The organism is Streptomyces sp. LS1784, from assembly GCF_020103755.1.
Classification (GTDB): domain Bacteria; phylum Actinomycetota; class Actinomycetes; order Streptomycetales; family Streptomycetaceae; genus Kitasatospora.
Window position 1 is genome coordinate 1 of the sequence record NZ_JAHSQD010000045.1, and the last position, 17,481, is coordinate 17,481.

Annotated in this window: 18 protein-coding genes; 8 read left to right on the top strand and 10 right to left on the bottom strand. The window is 70.9% G+C overall.

Annotated features, from left to right (window positions below):
• Together KS423_RS08535 and KS423_RS08540 are read right to left on the bottom strand one after the other, a co-directional pair.
• The coding region (locus KS423_RS08535; protein ID WP_224276789.1) for an MFS transporter at nt 1-1,415 on the bottom strand (1,415 nt) is incomplete at its 3' end.
• 20 nt (nt 1,416-1,435) lie between these two features.
• Nucleotides 1,436-2,059, bottom strand: coding sequence for an NADPH-dependent FMN reductase (locus KS423_RS08540; RefSeq protein WP_224276791.1), 624 nt, complete (start codon nt 2,057-2,059; stop codon nt 1,436-1,438).
• Between the two features lie 147 nt (nt 2,060-2,206).
• Between KS423_RS08540 and KS423_RS08545 the strand changes: the two genes are divergently transcribed.
• Both KS423_RS08545 and KS423_RS08550 read left to right on the top strand, forming a co-directional pair.
• Entirely contained in the window at nt 2,207-2,959 is a 753-nt protein-coding gene (locus KS423_RS08545; RefSeq protein WP_224276793.1) for a TetR/AcrR family transcriptional regulator, read from the top strand.
• 170 nt (nt 2,960-3,129) lie between these two features.
• Entirely contained in the window at nt 3,130-3,423 is a 294-nt protein-coding gene (locus tag KS423_RS08550; protein WP_224276795.1) for a hypothetical protein, read from the top strand.
• 73 nt (nt 3,424-3,496) lie between these two features.
• Here KS423_RS08550 and KS423_RS08555 read toward each other — a convergent pair whose 3' ends face one another.
• Complete coding sequence (locus tag KS423_RS08555; RefSeq protein WP_308020157.1) at nt 3,497-4,357, bottom strand: EamA family transporter; 861 nt, start codon at nt 4,355-4,357, stop codon at nt 3,497-3,499.
• A 313-nt stretch (nt 4,358-4,670) separates the two neighbouring features.
• Nucleotides 4,671-5,348 carry a hypothetical protein gene (locus KS423_RS08560; RefSeq protein ID WP_224276805.1) on the bottom strand — a complete coding sequence of 226 codons (678 nt, stop codon included), beginning with the start codon at nt 5,346-5,348 and terminating at the stop codon, nt 4,671-4,673.
• A 47-nt stretch (nt 5,349-5,395) separates the two neighbouring features.
• On the opposite strand from KS423_RS08560, the gene KS423_RS08565 reads away from it, so the two are divergent.
• Both KS423_RS08565 and KS423_RS08570 read left to right on the top strand, forming a co-directional pair.
• Nucleotides 5,396-5,878, top strand: a complete 483-nt coding sequence (locus KS423_RS08565; RefSeq protein ID WP_224276807.1) for a DUF6882 domain-containing protein — start codon at nt 5,396-5,398, stop codon at nt 5,876-5,878.
• Between the two features lie 431 nt (nt 5,879-6,309).
• Nucleotides 6,310-7,569, top strand: a complete 1,260-nt coding sequence (locus KS423_RS08570; protein WP_224276809.1) for a S1 family peptidase — start codon at nt 6,310-6,312, stop codon at nt 7,567-7,569.
• A gap of 150 nt (nt 7,570-7,719) precedes the next feature.
• Here KS423_RS08570 and KS423_RS08575 read toward each other — a convergent pair whose 3' ends face one another.
• On the bottom strand, nt 7,720-8,442 hold the full coding sequence (locus tag KS423_RS08575) for a hypothetical protein (protein ID WP_224276811.1): 723 nt from the start codon (nt 8,440-8,442) through the stop codon (nt 7,720-7,722).
• Nucleotides 8,443-8,505: 63 nt separating this feature from the next.
• Here KS423_RS08575 and KS423_RS08580 point away from each other — a divergent pair, with 63 nt between their 5' ends.
• Nucleotides 8,506-9,435, top strand: a complete 930-nt coding sequence (locus KS423_RS08580) for a hypothetical protein (protein WP_224276813.1) — start codon at nt 8,506-8,508, stop codon at nt 9,433-9,435.
• Here the strand turns inward: KS423_RS08580 and KS423_RS08585 are convergent, their stop codons facing one another.
• Nucleotides 9,436-9,870, bottom strand: a complete 435-nt coding sequence (locus KS423_RS08585) for an ATP-binding protein (protein WP_224276815.1) — start codon at nt 9,868-9,870, stop codon at nt 9,436-9,438.
• Between the two features lie 161 nt (nt 9,871-10,031).
• Here KS423_RS08585 and KS423_RS08590 point away from each other — a divergent pair, with 161 nt between their 5' ends.
• The 3 genes from KS423_RS08590 (at nt 10,032) to KS423_RS08600 (ending at nt 12,081) form a co-directional block, all read left to right on the top strand.
• Complete coding sequence (locus tag KS423_RS08590) at nt 10,032-10,841, top strand: helix-turn-helix transcriptional regulator (protein ID WP_224276817.1); 810 nt, start codon at nt 10,032-10,034, stop codon at nt 10,839-10,841.
• Nucleotides 10,838-11,038 (top strand): DUF397 domain-containing protein, encoded by a 201-nt coding sequence (locus tag KS423_RS08595; protein WP_224276819.1) that lies wholly within the window; start codon nt 10,838-10,840, stop codon nt 11,036-11,038. Before KS423_RS08590 ends, KS423_RS08595 begins: the two co-directional genes overlap by 4 nt.
• A 212-nt stretch (nt 11,039-11,250) precedes the next feature.
• Nucleotides 11,251-12,081: a hypothetical protein gene (locus tag KS423_RS08600; RefSeq protein WP_224276821.1), complete on the top strand. Its 831-nt coding sequence runs from the start codon at nt 11,251-11,253 to the stop codon at nt 12,079-12,081.
• 320 nt (nt 12,082-12,401) lie between these two features.
• Here the strand turns inward: KS423_RS08600 and KS423_RS08605 are convergent, their stop codons facing one another.
• The 4 genes from KS423_RS08605 to KS423_RS08620 all read right to left on the bottom strand — a co-directional run bounded on the left by KS423_RS08605 (nt 12,402) and on the right by KS423_RS08620 (nt 17,271).
• Nucleotides 12,402-12,890, bottom strand: a complete 489-nt coding sequence (locus KS423_RS08605) for an ATP-binding protein (protein WP_224276823.1) — start codon at nt 12,888-12,890, stop codon at nt 12,402-12,404.
• A gap of 208 nt (nt 12,891-13,098) precedes the next feature.
• Nucleotides 13,099-14,325: an Ig-like domain-containing protein gene (locus KS423_RS08610; protein ID WP_224276824.1), complete on the bottom strand. Its 1,227-nt coding sequence runs from the start codon at nt 14,323-14,325 to the stop codon at nt 13,099-13,101.
• 214 nt (nt 14,326-14,539) lie between these two features.
• The gene (locus tag KS423_RS08615) at nt 14,540-15,787 is read right to left on the bottom strand and encodes an Ig-like domain-containing protein (RefSeq protein WP_224276826.1); all 1,248 of its coding nucleotides are present in this window, start codon (nt 15,785-15,787) and stop codon (nt 14,540-14,542) included.
• Between the two features lie 215 nt (nt 15,788-16,002).
• Complete coding sequence (locus KS423_RS08620) at nt 16,003-17,271, bottom strand: Ig-like domain-containing protein (RefSeq protein ID WP_224276828.1); 1,269 nt, start codon at nt 17,269-17,271, stop codon at nt 16,003-16,005.
• Between the last annotated feature and the right edge of the window lie 210 nt (nt 17,272-17,481).

Below are 17,481 nucleotides of genomic sequence, written 5' to 3' on the forward strand. Positions count from 1 at the left end.
CCGTGCAGCCCGCCGGTGACCGCCGCCCCGACGGCGTCGCGGACCTCGGCCGGGAGCTCGGCGAGGGCGGACGGGGTCAGACCGCCGCCACCGGTGAGACGGCCGGCGTCGGCGGCCCCGAGGCGCTCCGCGAGCGAGCCGGTGAGCCGCGCCGAGTAGACCGCGCCGAGCACGGCCATGCCCAGCGAACCGCCGATGCTGCGCAGCAGGGTGACCACGCCCATCGCCGCGCCCATGTCCTGGGGCGGGACGGTGCCCATCGAGGTCAGCAGGGTGCTCTGGGTCAGCAGGCCGATCCCGACCCCGGCGACCGCGGTGAGCGCGGAGGCGAGGGCCACCGGCGTACCGGGGCCGAGGAGCAGCAGCAGCGCGGAGCCGGCCAGGGCCAGCGCGCCGCCCAGCAGCGGGTAGCGCCGCTCGCCGCCGGGTCGGCCCATCAGCCGCGCCGTCACCAGCTGGGTGCCCATCATGCCGAGCATCAGCGGCAGCAGGAGCAGGCCGCCGACGGTGGGCGAGGCGCCCTGGACGAACTGGAAGTACTGCGGCAGGTAGCCGATCAGGGCGAGCATGATCGCACCGGACAGGAAGCCGAGCACCTGGGCGACGGTGAAGTTGCGCACGCGGAACAGCGCGGGCGGGATCAGTGGCCCGGGGGCGCGCAGTTCGGTCCGGACGAACCCGGCCAGCGCGACCACCGCGACGGCCGCCGCGCCGAGGAGCTGCGGGGAGGTCCAGGAGTAGGCGACGCCGCCCCAGGTGCCGACCAGGGTGAGCGCGGTGATGCCGGTGGTCAGCAGGGCGACCCCGGCCCAGTCGAACGGGGCGCGCACCCGCTCGGTGCGCAGTCGCACCCCGACGCCGACCGCGAACAGGGCGAACAGCCCGATCGGCAGGTTGACGTAGAAGGCCCAGCGCCAGCTGAGGCGTTCGGTGAGGAGGCCGCCGAGCAGCGGTCCGCCGACGAAGGCGATCGGCATCAGCACGCCGATCACCGACTGCACCCGGGCCCGGTCGTCGGCCGGGACGAGCACCCCGATCACGGAGAGCGCGCCGACCATCAGCCCGCCCGCGCCGATTCCCTGGAGCCCCCGGAAGGCGACCAGCTGCGCCATGTCCTGGGCGAGCCCGGAGAGCACCGAGCCCACGAGGAACACCACCACCGCCCACTGGTAGGCGCCCTTGCGCCCGTACAGGTCGCCCAGCCGGCCCCAGAGCGGGGTAGTGGCGGCGGAGGTCAGCAGGTAGGCGGTGAGGGCCCAGGAGAGGTGCTCCAGCCCGCCGAGGTCGCCGACGACGGTGGGCAGCGCCGTGCTGATGATCTCCCCGTCGAGGGCCGCGAGGAAGATGCCGAGCATCAGCCCGACCACGCCGAGCAGCGGCGGTTTGGGGCGGTCCCCGGCCGGTTCCACGACCATGCTCCTTCCCCCTTCCGCGCTCAGGCCGCGAACGGGCGGGTCTGCCGGGCGTCCCGCAAGGCCTGTGCCCACCAGGTGAGCTGGTCGAGCATGGTCTTGGCGGCGGCGTCGGCGGCCGGGTCGATCGCCTTGCCGTCGGTGTCGAAGCACTGCGCGGCGCCGTGGAAGCTGACCGTGTTGCGGATCGTCGCGGCGTTCAGCTCCGCCATCACCACCCGGAGCTGCTCGACGGCCCGCAGGCCCCCGGACAGACCGCCGTACGAGACGAAGCCGACCGGCTTGCCGTGCCACTGCCGGTTGTGCCAGTCGATGGCGTTCTTCAGCGGGGCCGGGAAACTGTGGTTGTACTCGGGCGTGACGAACACGAAGGCGTCGGCCGCCTCCAGCCGGGGCGACACCGCGGCCAGCAACTCGGCGTCACCCGGGGGCAGTTCGCCGCCGAAGGACGGGAAGGTGGTGGGCAGCGGGGTCTCCACCAGGTCGATCCGGTCGGCGGTCAGGTCGCCGCGGGCCTCCAGGTGGCCGAGCAGCCAGTCGGTGACCACCGGACCGAAGCGGCCTTCGCGGGTGCTGCCGACGAGGACGGCGACCTTCAGGTTCTGCTCCGCGGCCTTCTGCTCCGTGGACTTCTGCTCCGTGGACATGGGAATCCCCCTCCGGGACGGCTGGTGTGTACGGCGTATCCGCTGCGGATACAACGTACACATCGACGCGTACGCCGTCCACTACCGATACGCCGTACACGGCAACTGCTAGGCTGCGAAGCACCCCAGTCGGAAGGAGCCCGCCCCATGCCCGCTCAGCAGGCCCCCACCGGGGACACCCCCGCAGGCGACGACAAGCCCCAGATCTCGCTCTGGGAGCGCCTGGACCGCCCGGCCCCCGCGCCGCGCACCACCCTGACCCCGCACCGGATCGCCGAGGCCGCGGTCGCCATCGCGGACGCCGAGGGCCTGGACGCCGTCACGATGCGCCGACTGGCCGGCGAGCTCGGCGTCGCCCCGATGGCCGCCTACCGGTACGTCTCCGGCAAGGACGAGCTCATCGAGCTGATGGTCGACCACGTGTACGGCCAGCTGCCGCTGGACGCACCCTCCGAGGGCTGGCGGGACACCATGCGCGGCCTGGCCGTCCACCTGCGAGCAATGCATCTGGCCCACCCGTGGACCGTCCGGGCGGCCACCCCGTTCTCCCTCAGCCCCAACCAACTGGCCGTCCCCGAGCGCGCGTTCGCCGCCCTGGCCGAGCACGGCCTGGACGCCGACACCACCATGGCGGTGTTCCGCACCGTCACCGGCTACGTCCACGGCTCGGTCGCCGCCGAGGTCACCCTGGAGACCCTCCGCCGCGAGCGCGGCTGGTCCGACGGCGACCAGACCCGGGCCGGCCTCGCCTCCCGGATGAGCTGGCTGATGGGCACCGGCCGCTACCCCAGCTACCAGCGCTACCTCCACGAGGCCACCCGCAAGGACGACCCCGACTGGCAGTTCGCAACCGGCCTCGACTGCGTCCTCGACGGCATCGCCGCCCACTTCGGCCTCTGACCGGTACGCCTGCGCGGGAAGTCGGCCGGTCCGACTTCCCGCACACCCACTTCACGCGCGCACGTGTCGCCCGCTCGGCGCACGGGGCTGGCGGCTTCCCCGACGGGCGGAGAGGTTGTGTCCGGGGCCGAGTGGCCCCGGACACAACCATCCACTCCCAAGGAGTCCTCATGCGACGCCTCGCGACCGCACTCGGTACCCTCGCCGCCGCCGGGGCCATGGCCATCGCCCTGCCCAACGCGGCCTTCGCCGCCCGCGGGCAGCTCATTCTCGCTCCCGGCCAGTTCATCCAGAATCCGAGCGGCTGCTACAACGCACCGATCTTTCCGCTCATCGTGCAGAACGAGACCAACGAGTCCGTCCGCGTGTACGACGGCCCGAACTGCACCGGAAACGTGATCGCGGTCGTTCCTCCCGGCGGTGGCACGACCCAGGAGTTCGGCTCCAGCGTGTACGTCCCCTGACGACAGCGAAGCAACCGGCCACCGCTGCACAGGAAGTCGGACCGGCCGACTTCCTGTGCAGCGGCGCGCGAACCTAGCGGCGGCCCGGGAGGGCGAGGAGGGCCAGGGCGCCGGCGAGGACGGCGAGGCCACACCAGGAGACGGCGGGCAGCCGCTCGCCCAGCGCCGCCACACCGAGGACGGCGGCGACGGCCGGCTCGGCGAGGGTCAGCGTGGTGGCCGTCTGGGCGGTGGTGTGCCGCAGGCCGCGGCCGAACAGCCAGTACGCGAGGAAGGTGGTGACCACCGCGAGGTGCAGCACCACGCCCGCCCCGCGTGCCGAGGCGAGCCACGCCAGGTCACCGGCGAGCAGCACCGGCAGGACGATCAGCGCGGCCCCGCCGAACATCGCCCCCATCACCCCGCCCGAGGGGTGCCCGTGCGAGATCAGCCGCCCGCCGATCAGCGAGTAGACGGCGTACGAGAGCCCCGAGAGCGCCGCCAGCAGCACGCCCAACGGGTCCACCGCCCCACCGCCGCCGGCGAGTTCGGGGCCCAGCACCAGAACGGCGCAGCCGAGCACGGCCAGCGCCGTCGCCCCGGCCCACCGCCCGCCGGGCCGCCCCTGTCGGGCCAGCCACCCGAGCAGCCCGGTGAACACCGGCGCGCTGCCGAGCGCGATCACGGTGGCCACCGCCACCCCGGTCCGGCTCACCGCCGGGTAGAAGGTCAGCGGGTACCCGGCCACCGCGACGGCCCCGGCCGCGAGCAGCCACCGCTCGCGAGGCGCGCACACCCGGGGCAGCACGCGGGCGGAACGGTCGGACAGGAACAGCAGCAGCCCGCCGAGCACCAGCCCGGCGGCCCCGATCCCGGCCGCCGGGGCGCCCCCGGGCGCCAGCGAACTGGCGGTCCCGGTGGTGCCCCAGAGCACGGCGGCGATCAGGATCGGCACCGCACCACCGCGCGAACGGGCGCGGCGAGGAGCCGTGGGCAGGGAACGGGCAGGCGAGGACAAACGATGAGGCACAGTCGTGAACTTCCGTCGTCGAAGACCGTCAGAGGGGTTTCGAGAACGGGCGCACGCCGTCAGCCCACGGCGGCCGCCATCGGGCCGAGCCGGGGTCGCAGGGGATCAAGCCACCGAAGCGCGCGCCCGATCAGGCGCTGAGCGGTGGCAGCACGACGTGCCAGTACAGGTTCACGCGTCGATGGTACCGACCGGTCTGCGCGAGAAGTCGGCCGGTCCGACTTCTCGCGCAGGCCCCTCAGGCTCTGACCTGTTCGATCGACGTGAGGCAGGCCTGCAGCGCGGCCCTGCCTTCCGCGGGCAGCCGCTCGCCCAACGGAGTCTTCCGCGGGCTGTGCTCGCCGTGGCAGATCCAGCTCTGCTCGTCGGCGTCGAACGACCACGCCTCGGCACCCCACATCGGGTGGCCTTCGAGCAGGCGCCGGGCCAGCGGCTCGCACCCGTCGGGGGCACCCTGGGCCCTCAGCGCCGAGACCACCAGGTCCACCGCTTCCGGAGGCGCCCCGGCATCGCCCAGTACGGGCAGGAGAAGCAGGAGCCGGGCATGGGGATCGGTGACTCCGTCGGCCCCGTCGGGCGCGTGGAGCACTGCCGCGAGTTCGGGCCGGCACAGGCCCGGACCGATCCGGTCCTGGTCGTCGCCGGCGAGCACCAGGGAGTCGAACCACTCCGGGTGCGTCAGGAAGTAGTCGGTGCTCGTGAACTCCTCGCCGCTGGTGTAGTGCACGACGATCGCGAAGTCGCCGGTGAGACGCACGGTGAAGACGGGCCACGCCGCCTTGTCGTGAAGCCGCTCCAGCATGGCGCCGGCATCGGCCGGGTCCGCGCCGAGGTCCTCGGGCGAGAGGCCCTGGTACAGGTCGGCGAGGTGCGCGGCCCGGAACCCCGGCTCGCTGATCAGGGGAAGACCGTCCACCACGAGGGTGGGATGATCTTGCCGACAGTTCCGTGCGAGGAGGCGAAGTGGACGACCGCTCGAAGCATGACCACTCCGGATGGGAGGAGGTCGTACGCGCGGCCCGCGAGCGTGCCCGCACTCGGCAGGCCCTCGTGGTCGAACGCTTCGGACTGTCGGGTGACGTGCAGTACCACTGGTCGATGGACGACGCGCAGATCGCGTGGTCGCGCGACGGGAAGGTGTTCCTCACCGGCCGACTCACGATGATCGGCAGCGTCAGCCGCTCCCAGCAGTCCTGGCTGTGGTCCTGGGCGAACGAGTCACTGCCGCACGCGGTCCTGGGCGACATCGAGCGGGTCCGGCGGTTCGGCGAGGCGAACGACCACCCCGTCCTGCCCTGGCCGGGCTTCGACTACCACCCGGAGCTCGTCGCCGAGGCTCGACTGGTCGCGGCATCCGTGCTCGACGCCGAGTTGCTGTGGGCGGAGTTCACGGACGACATGGAACTCCACTTCCTGGTCCACGACTTGACACTCACCGCCGGATGACGACGGCCGCCGCCTCCGCTTCCCGGTTCCGGTGGCTCCGGTGGCTCCGGTGACGACGATCATCGCGCTTCCTTCCGGGATAGGCGGGAGAGCTTGTCGGGGTCGGTGACGAAGTGAATGCCGCACACCTGGCCGTCGTCCGGGTCCCGGCGAACAGCAGCGCCGTCGGCCCACCGCTGACCGGCCGGTGCTGGGCCTCCAGCCTGCGCGAGAAGTCGGCCGGTCCGACTTCTCGCGACTGTCTCGGGGCGAGGGGCTGGGCGGCGCAGGCACCCCACCTGCCTCCGGGACGCCGTCCCGCCCCTACCGGGGGCGCATTGCCGCACGCGTGCAACCACTGACGGCCTGGTCCGCGGCTTCCAGTCGTAGCGGACCGTCGATCGGTCCCTACGCTGAGTGTCGGCCCATCGGCTCACCGGAAGGACCTGCTCATGCGCCGCTCCCGCCTCGTGCTGTCCCTGGCCCTGACCGTCGTGGTCGCCTCCGGCCTGGTCGCCGCCGACGTCGTGCAGGACGAGCCGTACCTGTCCGTGAGCCTGCCGGTGCTCCGCGGTCCGGAGGCCCAGCAGCTGCTCCACCGCATGACGGACCCGGTGCAGGACTGGGTGGAGTCCGGGGATCCGGCGGCGGCCGGCTACGCGGGCACGGTGATCGACGCGTCGAACCAGCACGCCGACGTCTACTGGAAGGGCGAGGCCCCGGCCAGGGTCCGGTCGCTGCTCGACGCGAACGCCGCGAACGCCGGCTCCGGCTACACCGTCGACGTCCACCGGAGCCCGTACTCCCGCGCGGAGATGCGCGCCGCGATCGACCGGTTCACCGCCGCCGTGGCGCGCGACGCGTGGACGTCGATCGGCCCGCAGGAGGACGGCGCCGCCATCGCGATCACGTACGCGCCGGCGAAGGCGAAGCAACTGACCGGCGGTGACGCGGACGCGCAGGCGTACTCCTCGCGGGCCGCCGAGATCGCCGGGATGCCGGTGACGGCCGGCGTCGAGGGGACACCGGTGGCACTGTCCGGCAGCCGGCACTCCGACGGCGCGCCGTACTACGCGGGCGCCGAGGTGAGCACCGGAAAGGCGTCGTTCTGCTCGACGGCGTTCAGCGGCTGGAAGGGCGGGACGAAGGTGGTCCTGACCGCCGCGCACTGCGGCGGCGGCCGGTACTACAACGGCACCGGGAGCTACATCGGCGACCTGGCCACGACCGGCGCCGGCCTGGACGTCGGCATGATCGCCATCAACGGGAGCGGCGGCGGCCGGTTCTACGACGGCGCCTGGTCGGACAAGGGCGGCTCGTCCCGGCACACGTACGGGGCCGGGCGGAACAACGTCGGGGACTTGATCTGTCTGAGCGGCGCCCAGTCGGGCTGGAAGTGCGACGTGCAGGTCAAGAGGGTCGACGTGGAGACGACGAACGACGAGGGCACGAAGATCAAGCCGGTGGACGTCGCGGAGTCGAAGGGCGGTGACCTGCGGGCGATCGCCGCGAAGGGGGACAGCGGCGGCCCGGCACTGGCGAACCCGTCCGGCCCGAACGGCGACATGGAGGCCCGCGGCGTGATCGTGGCCGCCAGGTCGGAGGTCGGCTGCCCGGCCGGGTCGACGGCGCACACGACCACGTGCTACGCGCAGGTGATGTACGTGCCGATGACCCCGGTGGTGAATCGGATGGGCTTCTCGTTGTCCTGATGAACAGAGGAGCGCGAGAAGTCGGCCGGTCCGACTTCTCGCACAGTGGTCGACCGCCGCGAGCCCGAACTCGCCACCGAGGCCCGGCTGGTCCCGGCATCCGTGCTCGACACCGGGTTGCTGTGGACGGGCGCCGGGCAGGCAGCCGGCTCAGACGTGCGCGTCCTCGGAGGTGGGCGGCGTGCCGGGCGTCGGGCACGGCCACGACTCCGGAGGCGGGCCGAACGCACGACGAGCGGACCGCACCGCCATCGCGCCGACGGCGGCGTTGGCGCCACCACCGATCACGGCGCCGATGCCGAACGGCGCCACTCGACCGAGGACGATGATCCCCTGCTTGGTCCCGTACTTGGTGACGAAGTTCTTGCCCAGGACCTTGTTGACCTGCCGCAAGGTCTCGACCGGGACCTTGGACACGATCTGACGTCCCCAGTGCTGCCCGGTCCGCCCGGCGATCTTGGGAATGGTGGTGGAGCCGCTCCCGCCGAGCATGATTCCCATCACGATCGTCCGGCGGCGCTCGACTTCGTCGATGGGGACTCCGTGGACTTCGGCGACCGAGAGCACGAAGAGGGCACTCAACTCAAGGGACGAGAGGGCCTCGCCCGCCGACAGCGCCAGCGCGACTCCCGTGCCGACTCCGGGCGCGGCCGCGGTTCCTCCGACCGCGGCACCCGAGCCGGTCAAGGCGCTGACGTACATCCGCTCCAGATTGCGGATCACCAGTGTCGGCGTCGCCTCAGGGTTCCGCTGACGGGCCCGGGCTATGTTCTTGCGCACCAGCGGGCTCTGGAGGCCTATCGCCTTGTCCAGGAGGTCGAGAGCTCGCTGCCCACGCGCGGCTGTCGGCTCGTCGGTGGAATCTGTCGCCATGCCTTGAACTCCTCGGGTCGCCGTGTTGCGCCCGAGTCTCCCACTCGACCTGCTGGGTGGACCATGCGCCGGTTCTACGGTCGGCACCGCAGGACCGGCGCCCGTCAGCTCCAGGCCGAGCTGTTGTCGGCCTGGCGGGGTAGCGTGAATGACGATCTGTCATGTCAGCGTGAGGGAAGCGAGGTCCACGTGGCCAAGGTGCGAGTTCTGGTGACGGCGGGGATCGTGCTCACCCTTGCCGGCGCGGCGGGGTGCTCCGGGGGCGGTTCATCGAGCGGTGGCGGTTCGTCGAACCCGGTCGTGCCGACCGCGACGATATCCGTAGGTCCGGAGCACAAGATAGCTTCGACAGATCTCCGGCTGCCGACGCTCATACCGACGCCCACCCCGGTCATCCCGAGCGTGGATCCGTCCATCGTCCTCGGAAGCGCCCTCAAGGCGTATCTGCCCACCGCGGAAACCGTCCCGTCGGGCTGGGCCCTCAACACCAAGTTCGGCTCCACCCACGAGTCGGACAGCGGAGCACAGGTCCTCTCCGGCACCACGGCGCTGGGGCCCACGGCGCCGTGCGACGTCATGCGCAACATGACCGTCCTGGACGGCGAGGCCGCATACGCCAGCCAGCAGTTGGAGTCCACCGACGGCAATGAGTACGCCGCCCTGGTGACCGTGGCCTCCTTCCGCACCGGGCAGGCAGCGAAGCAGCTGGCCACCATCAGGGATTTCGCGGCGCGCTGCCCGTCGTTCGTCAACAAGCGCGTGGGCACCGGCGGCAGTGATGTGGAAACGCGCCTCGTCGCCAAGCCGCTGAACGGCCTGGGCGACGAGGCGCTGGACTTCAAGATGCTCCCGCAGGGGGGCTACCTGGGCAACGAGACGGTCCTCGTCCGCATCGGCGATCGAGTTCTGAACCTCCGGTGCGGCGCCGACAAGTATGGCGACTTCCCTGACACGGCAGCGCTGGCGCGGGAACTGGCCAAGCTCGTCACGTAATCAGCCGTGAGGGTTGGCCGGGGCGGGGAGGGCGAGTTCGCACCAGACGGTCTTGCCGATGTAGCCCTCGCCACGGGGGTGGGCGCCCCAGGAGGTGGCGAGGGCGGCGACGAGTTCGAGGCCCCGGCCGGACTCGTCGTCGGGGGTGGCGTGGCGGAGGGTCGGGAGGTCGGGGTTCGCGTCGGAGACCTCGATGCGGAGGAGGGAGGGGGCGGGGAGGAGGACGCGCACGCCGATCATCCGGTCGCGCGGGGAGCGGGCGTGGCGGCAGGCGTTGGTGACGAGTTCGCTGAGGAGGATCAGCCCGGTCTCGGCGGAGTCGACGGGCACCTCCCACTCGAAGGCCTGCCGGATGAAGCGGATACGGGCGCGGCCGGCGCTGCGGGGGAGTCGGGGGAACATCCACTCGACGACATCGACGGGCTGAGTGAGCATCAGAGTCCTTGGGGGTGTACGGACGGCTTCACTCACGAGGGCTGAGTTCGGCCATTTCACCCTTCAAGCGTCGACGGCCGGGCATAGCCTCGGCAGTAACGCGATACGTACAGCGCGAGCTTGAACCGCCCTGTGACCAGGGCAGGGAGGGGCACGGGGCCGTGAGCACGCCGAAGGAAAACCCGATGTCGTGGAAGTACTGCGGCGACCAGCTCAAGCGGTGGCGTACTCGCGCGGGCGTGACCCGGGAGCAGTTGGCCAAGGAGGCCTGCTACGACATCGAAAGCGTGCGGTCGATGGAGGCGGGGAGGCGGCGGCCGTCGCTCAAGCTGCTCCGGGCGGCGGATGAGTTGTGTGACGCGAAGGGGATGCTTGTGGCGGCCGAGCCGTACCTTCTCCCGGAGACCAAGCCGGCGCGCAGTGATGTCTTCTTCGAGGTCGAGAAGGAGGCGGTTGCCTGCTACTTCTATGAAGCTCTTTACATCCCGGGCTTGATGCAGACCGAGGGCTACGCCAGGGCGGTCCTCAGCCGCCCCATGCCCCCCGTGAACGACACCACCATTGAAGAACGCGTGGCGTCTCGCCTCAAGCGGCAGGAGAGGCTCATGGAACCCGAGGTGCTGTTCAGTTTCACCATCTACGAAGCGGCCCTCCACACTTCCATCGGCGGCAGGGAGGTCATGAAGGCGCAACTCCACCGGCTGCTTGAGTTCGAGGACTCACACAACATCCGGATCCAGATCCTACCTACCGAGCAGATGCCCCCTTCCGGACTATCGGGATCGCTCATCATCTTGGAAACGATCAACAATGAGCAGTATGCATATGTTGAGACGCATATGACGAACGCCCTCCACTCCGAACCACAACTCGTAGGCAAGCTCAGCCGACGCCACGCGATGATCCGCTCACAGGCTCTGAACCCACAGGAATCAGCACAGTTCATCCGAAAGACACTGGAGCACCTATGAACGCCACCATGCCGTGGTTCCGCTCTAGCTACAGCGACCACGATGACGGCAACTGCGTCGAGGTCGCCTCCTCCCCCTCCGTCGTCCACGTCCGCGACTCCAAGGACAGGACCGGCCCGACCCTCACCTTCTCCCCCGAGGCCTGGTCCGCTTTCCTCTCCTTCGCCTCCGAAGCTCAAGCGGCACCGGTCGAGTGACCCCTTAATGGAACGGGTGGGTAACCACCTTCCAATCACCCCTGCACGCAGCAGATATGACTTATCGTGACGACTACGCCACAGCCAGTTCCTCCGTGTAGCGTGCGAACCAACGAAACAACCCCCGCCGGTGCTACCAACACCGAACGGGGGTCTGACCGGCACGATCGAAATGCGAGCTCGATCCTGTGGCTACCCACGACAATACCGCCATGGCCGCCCCCGGGTACGGCAAGCAGTCCGCTCCGGACCAACGCCCCCGCGCCGCCGCCGACTTCACGCACCTCCCGGCGCGCGAGGCGTACCTCGCCTCGCTCATCGACCACCTCCCCGACGGCGCCGCCATGGACGCGAAGACCCTCGCCGTCCTCCAGCCCCACTACGGGCAGATGGCCTGCCGCACGGCCCTCAACAAGCTCTCCGCCGCAGGCCACCTGCGTCGCGTCCGCGAACGCGTCGGCGACAAGCAGTGCCGCTGGGTGTTCCGCACCCACTTCTCCCGGACGCCCCGCTCCGACGCCTGGTGGGCTCGCTTCCTCGCCACCGGGGAGGCGTCAACGCCCGCAGCACCCGATCCCCCCAGGGAGCGAACGCTCAACCGCACCTCCCCCGCCTCGGCCGCCTACGCGGCCCTCGCCGGACTCGGCCTCGCCGACCCCCGGCTCGCGCTCTCCGCCGCCGACTGTGCAGCCCTGGAACCGCTGGCCGCCGAGTGGCTGGCCCGGGGCACCTCTCCGGCCCTCTTCACCGCCGCCCTCACCGCAGGTCTGCCGCCGGACGGCGTCCACAGCCCGGCAGCCTTCACCCGCCGCCGCCTGCTCGACAAGATGCCCCCGGAGCGCCCGCTCCCCCAGCCCCAGCCGACCCGCGTCATCGAGTGCACCGACTGCCGCACCCCCTGTCGCCCGCCCGCGCTCCTCGGCGGCCTCTGCCGCGCCTGCCGCGGCACTCCCGCGGCCCCGCCGCCCCGCCGGCACCTCTCCCCCACCGCCGTCCGCGCACACGCCGCCCGAGCCCGCCAAGCCATGGCCACATCGCCGTGATCATGAATATTCACAGGTGATGGCGTTAACCTATGCAAAATCCAAAGGTGAACTAAGTTACAAACCTTGAAATCAAAGCCGCCCGGTTTGCCCACATGCTGAGATCCGTGCGATAGTCGAGGAAGTCCAGAGGCGGGCGACACAGCACGCCGACCTGGGCGGAAACTTCGGCGGGCCCGACCTGGCACTGCCGACGCCCATCGCGCGGCACGCACCCCCTTGGCCGACGCGATGACTTGCAGGGGCCCCCATCCGCCGGACCACGGCGAATCCGGGGGCCCTGCGTGTTTCCCGCGGGAAACACGCAGGGCCCGGGAACCTCAGGGCCGCTCGCGCACCCTCAGCTCGAACCAGACGCCCTTGCCCCGCGGCAGCAGGTCCGCGCCCCAGCGGTCGGCGAGGTCGTCGACGATCTTCAGCCCCCGCCCGCGCTCGTTCACCGGCCGGGCCTCCGCGAGGATCATGCAGGGCAGCGCCCGGGAGGAGTCGCGGACCTCGATCCGCAGCCAGCCGGGCTTGCGGCTGACGTGCAGGCCGATGGTGCGCCCGGCCGCGTGCCGCACCGCGTTGGCCACCAGCTCGCCGGTGAGCAGCTCGCCGGCCTCCAGGTGCTGGTGGAGATCCCAGGACTCCAGGACGGAGAGCACCAGTCTGCGGGCCACCGGGCCCGACTCCGGCCGGGACGGCAGCCGCACCTCGCTGGGCGCCGACTGGTCGCACAGTCTGCCGGAATACAGCTCCTCCAGCTCCTCGGAGGTGAGCCGCTCCAGTGCCGAGAGCCCGCCGCCCTGGACGTCGATCCAGGACACCTCTGCCACCACGCCGGCCCCGGGAACCGATGACTGATCTGTTTCGCCCCAACCCGCCATGCGGACCATCATTGCGGAACGCAAGCAGCCGCGTACGGACAATGAGCAAACGATCTCTGCGATTCGGCATATGCCGGAAGCAAGACGGGGTCGACCCGGACCGACTTCCGTCAAGCCCGGGTTGACCCCGTTCCCCCTCAGCAGCCGGTTACCAGTTGCTCCACGGCACGTTCCAGCCGCTCAGCCCGTTCGCCGGGTCGAGCGTCTCCTTCTTGGTCGAGTTCTTCACGATCATCACGTCGCCGATCAGCGAGCCGTCGTAGAACTTGCCCATCGAGGTGCCGGCGCCGCCGCCCTCCACGTCCTTGAGGCCCACGCAGCCGTGGCTGACGTTGTCCTCGCCGAAGGTGCTGCTCTTGCTCCAGTAGTTGCCGTGCACGTACGTGCCGGAGTCGGTGAGCCGCATCGAGTGCGGGACCTGGAGGTCGTACGGCGCGCCGGTCATGCCGGGCATGGTGCTGGACTGCATCCGCACCACGCCCTCCTTGGACATGACCACCATCGTCCCGTTCCAGGTGGGGTGTTCGGGCGAGCCGGCGCTGATGTCGATCTCGCTGGGCGTCCCGTCCTGTACGACCGTCATCTTGTGTGCGGCGACGTCAACCGTCGAAATCTGGGACCGCCCGATCGTGAAGGGCTCGTCCCGGTCCCCGCCGTACACCCCGGGGGCGATCTCGACGCTCTTGAGCCGGTAGTGCACGACCACCTTGGTGCCGGGCTTCCAGTAATCTTCCGGACGGAAGTCGAGCCGACGGCTGTCGAACCAGTGGCCCTTGACCACGGTGCCGTTGTCGGTCTCGAAGCTGATGCCCTGGGCGACCTCGTCCTTGTTCTTGACGTCCTTGCTGAAGTTCACCGAGACGATCATGCCGACGCCGTACGTGGCGTTGTTGTCCACGTTGTCGGCGGCCTTGGCGAGCGCCGTCGGGGTCAGCGTGCTGAAGTTGCTGTCCGCCGTGGCGACCGCGCCGTCGGCGTCCGCGGCCATCGCGCTGACCTGGTAGGCGGTGCCCACCTCCAGGCCGGTCGTGGGCGTCCAGGAGGAGCCGTCGGCGGAGATCGTGCCGGGGACCTCCTTGCCGGTCTTGTCGTTCACCTTGACGGTGGTGAGCTTGCCCCCGGTCGCGCCGATCTTGAGCGCGTTCGGCGCCACGTCCACCGAGCCGGCCTTGGGCTCGATGCTGACGGCGGCCTTGGAGACCTTCGGCACCGTGCTGGTGGGCGCCGCCGCCGTGGGCTTGGCGCCGGCGGCACCGGCCCCCAGGTCGGCCTTGGCGGCACTGCCGCCGCCCCCACCGCCCCCGCCGCAGGCGGCCGTCAGCGTCATCGCCCCGCCGACCAGGCCGGCGGCCACCACCCTGCGTATCGACCTCAACGTCGATTCCCTCCCTCAGAAGATCCGAGAAACTCCCCGTGGACCCGACGGACCCGACCGGTATACGCATCCGGCCACCGGAAAGGTTGCGCCATTCGTGGGGCCCGTTGCCCCGGAAACCGCGGCGGCCCGCCCCCAACGGGTGAGGATCGGGCCGCACGACGGAGGACTCACCGCAGGGCCCGGAGTACCCGGGCCGACCGCGGGGTAGGGCCTACCAGTTGGCCCAGTCCACGTTCCAGCCGCCCAGCCCGTTGGAGGGCGCGACGGTCTTCTCCTTGGTGTTCACGATCTTGATCGGGTCACCGATCATCGAGTCGTTGAAGAACTTGCCGGCCACCGAGGAGTCGCTGCCGCCCTTCGCGTCCTGCATCGACACGCAGCCGTGGCTGGCGTTGGTCTTGCCGAACGGGCTGGCCCAGTAGTTGCCGTGCACGAAGGTGCCGGAGGTGGTCAGCCGCATCGCGTGCGGGACGTCCTGGATGTCGTACTCGCCGCCGAGACCGACGGTCTGCGAGTTCATCCGGGTGACCTTCTCCTTGGACATGACCACCATCGTCCCGCCCCAGGACGGCGTGGCGTCCGCACCGAGGGTGACCGGCAGCGTGGTGCTCTTGCCGTCCCGCTCGACGGTCATCTGGTGCGACTTGGCGTCCGCGGTGGAGACCATCGACCGGCCGATGGTGAACGGCTCGTCCTTGTCCACGTCGCCGTAGATGCCCGGGGCGACCTCGACGTTCTTCAGCCGGTACTTGACGGTCACCTTGGTGCCCGGTGCCCAGTACTGCTCCGGGCGGAAGTCCACCCGGCGGTCGCCGAACCAGTGGCCCTTGACCACGGTGCCGTTGCTGGACTCGATGGTGATGCCCTTGACGACGGCTTCCTTGTTCTTGACGTCCTTGTTGAAGTTCACCGAGACGATCATGCCGACGCCGTAGGTGGCGCCGTCGCTGATGTTGTCGTTGGTGGAGATCTTCTTCTCCGGCGTCAGCGTGGTGAACGAGGTGGTGGACGCGGCCACCAGGCCCTCGCCGTCCTTGGCCTGCGCGTTCACCTTGTACGCCATGCCGACCGCGAGCGCCCCGGCGGGCTTCCAGCCGGTGCCGTCCGGGGTGATCGCACCCTCGACCGGCTTGCCGTCCTTGTCGGTCACCTCGACCGTGCTCAGCTTGCCGTTGGAGACGGACACCTGGAGCCCGTTCGGCGCGACGTCCTGGGCGCCGTCCTTCGGCTCGACGGCGAGCACCGCGGCCGAGGTCTTCGGTGTCGCCGAGCCGCCCCCGTCCGCCGCCGGCGCGGAAGCCGCACTGCCACCCGCCGAACCGCCGGAACCGCTGCCCTTGTCGTCGTTGCAGGCGGCGGTGAGCAACAGCACCCCGCCCATGACCAGCGCCATCGCACTCCGGCGCCCGTAGCGGTTGGTGGTGCGTATCGCCGCAGCGGCCGTCTTACCCGTCTTCACGGTTTCTCCCCTCCCGGTATTCACTCACTTGACGCGTTGAGTGCCCCCATGAGTTGCACCGTCCGGCCGATCTTTCCGGCCGGACCCCGGACGCGCCGGAGCAGGATAACTAAGCCTTCCGAGTGAAACCTGAGAGGAGTCAGGTTGACGACAGGTGAAGCAGTCGTAAAGCCGGACGGAACGGGCGGAAGCGCCCTTACGGCACGGAAGAGCCCTTACCGCGCGGCCGACCCGGCCGCCCCGGCGGACGGCACCCGGCGCAGCGCGCTCCCGGCCACCCACTGCTCCCACGGCACGTTCCAGCCGTTGAGCCCGTTCTGCGGCGGCACGACCTCCCCGGACGCGGCCTTCACCTCCAGCACGTCCCCCGGGATGGTGTGCTCGAACAGCCAGCCCGCCGGGGAGTCCTTGCTCGCCCCGCCCTTGGCGTCGGCCAGCCCGATGCAGCCGTGACTGGTGTTGGCGGTGCCGAACACCCTCGGGTCCGCCCAGTAGTTGCCGTGCAGGAAGGTGCCGGAGGTGGTGAGCCGCATCGCGTGCGGGACGTCCTGGATGTCGTACTCGTCGCCCATGCCGACGGTCTGCGAGTTCATCCGGGTCACCTTGTACTTCTCCGACACCACCATCACCCCCCGGTAGGTGGAGTGCTCGGGGCTGCCGCCGGAGACCTTGAGCACCCGGACCACCTTGCCGCCCTGGCCGGCCCGGACGGTCAGGGTGTGGGCGTCCAGGTCGACGGTGGAGACCTGCGCCCGGCCGACGGTGAAGTGCACGTCCCGGCTCTGGCTGCCGAACTCCCCGGGCGCGCCCTGCACGTCCTTGAGCCGCAGCGCCACCGTGACCCTGGTGCCGGCCGCCCAGTACCGCTGCGGGCGGAAGTCCAGCCGCTGGCCACCGAACCAGTGCGCGGCCACCGGCACCGGCGGGTCGGCGGAGACCTGGACGGCCTTCTCCACCGCCGCCCGGTCGGTGATCGCACGGCTGAAGCGCAGCGAGACCGGCATGCCGACACCGACCGTGGAGCCGTCCTCCGGGGTGAAGAAGGCCACGAAGGTGTGCGCCCGGGCGACGGTCGTGAACGCCGTGTGCTGGGCCGCCTTCTGGCCCTGGTCGTCCTCGGCGACGGAGTCCAGGGTGAACGCGGTGCCGAGCGGCAACGGGCCGTCCGGCGCCCAGCCGCTGCCGTCCGGGCCGATCGTGCCGGGCACCTCGGTGCCCCTGGTGTCGGCCAGCCGGACGGAGACCAGCCGCCCCTGCGCGACGCGCACCCGGACCGCACCCTCCGACGACACGTCCTGCGCACCGTCGGCCGGCTGCACGGTGAGCACCGCCCGGGACGACGACGGCGCGGCGTGCGCACCACCCGTGGCCGCGTCCCCGTCCGGCACGACCGCGGGCCCACCGCTGCCACAGCCCGTCAGGACGGCCAGGCAGCAGGCCACCGCCGCCACGCCCCGCGCCCACAGCCGTCCTCGGCGCCGCATCCCGGGGCCCTCCCTGTTCACGTCCGACGCCCGGAACAACGAGAAGCCTCCCGGCGAAGACACGCCGCCCCCGAAGCGGCCACCCCCGGAGCCGCCCCGCCCCCACCCTCCCGGGAGCCCGAACCCCCGAACCCCCAACCCCCTGGCCGCCATCCGCCGGTAAGCCCTCGTTCAACGGCTTCCGATCTGCACAATCCGGGAAAGAGAAGG

What these genes read in the sequence shown, in the direction of transcription:
- KS423_RS08540 (WP_224276791.1), bottom strand. Translation starts at nt 2,059, where the DNA reads ATGTCCACGGAGCAGAAGTCCACGGAGCAGAAGGCCGCGGAGCAGAAC.
- KS423_RS08545 (WP_224276793.1), top strand. Translation starts at nt 2,207, where the DNA reads ATGCCCGCTCAGCAGGCCCCCACCGGGGACACCCCCGCAGGCGACGAC.
- KS423_RS08550 (WP_224276795.1), top strand. Translation starts at nt 3,130, where the DNA reads ATGCGACGCCTCGCGACCGCACTCGGTACCCTCGCCGCCGCCGGGGCC.
- KS423_RS08570 (WP_224276809.1), top strand. Translation starts at nt 6,310, where the DNA reads ATGCGCCGCTCCCGCCTCGTGCTGTCCCTGGCCCTGACCGTCGTGGTC.
- KS423_RS08575 (WP_224276811.1), bottom strand. Translation starts at nt 8,442, where the DNA reads ATGGCGACAGATTCCACCGACGAGCCGACAGCCGCGCGTGGGCAGCGA.
- KS423_RS08580 (WP_224276813.1), top strand. Translation starts at nt 8,506, where the DNA reads ATGCGCCGGTTCTACGGTCGGCACCGCAGGACCGGCGCCCGTCAGCTC.
- KS423_RS08585 (WP_224276815.1), bottom strand. Translation starts at nt 9,870, where the DNA reads ATGCTCACTCAGCCCGTCGATGTCGTCGAGTGGATGTTCCCCCGACTC.
- KS423_RS08595 (WP_224276819.1), top strand. Translation starts at nt 10,838, where the DNA reads ATGAACGCCACCATGCCGTGGTTCCGCTCTAGCTACAGCGACCACGAT.
- KS423_RS08600 (WP_224276821.1), top strand. Translation starts at nt 11,251, where the DNA reads ATGGCCGCCCCCGGGTACGGCAAGCAGTCCGCTCCGGACCAACGCCCC.
- KS423_RS08620 (WP_224276828.1), bottom strand. Translation starts at nt 17,271, where the DNA reads ATGCGGCGCCGAGGACGGCTGTGGGCGCGGGGCGTGGCGGCGGTGGCC.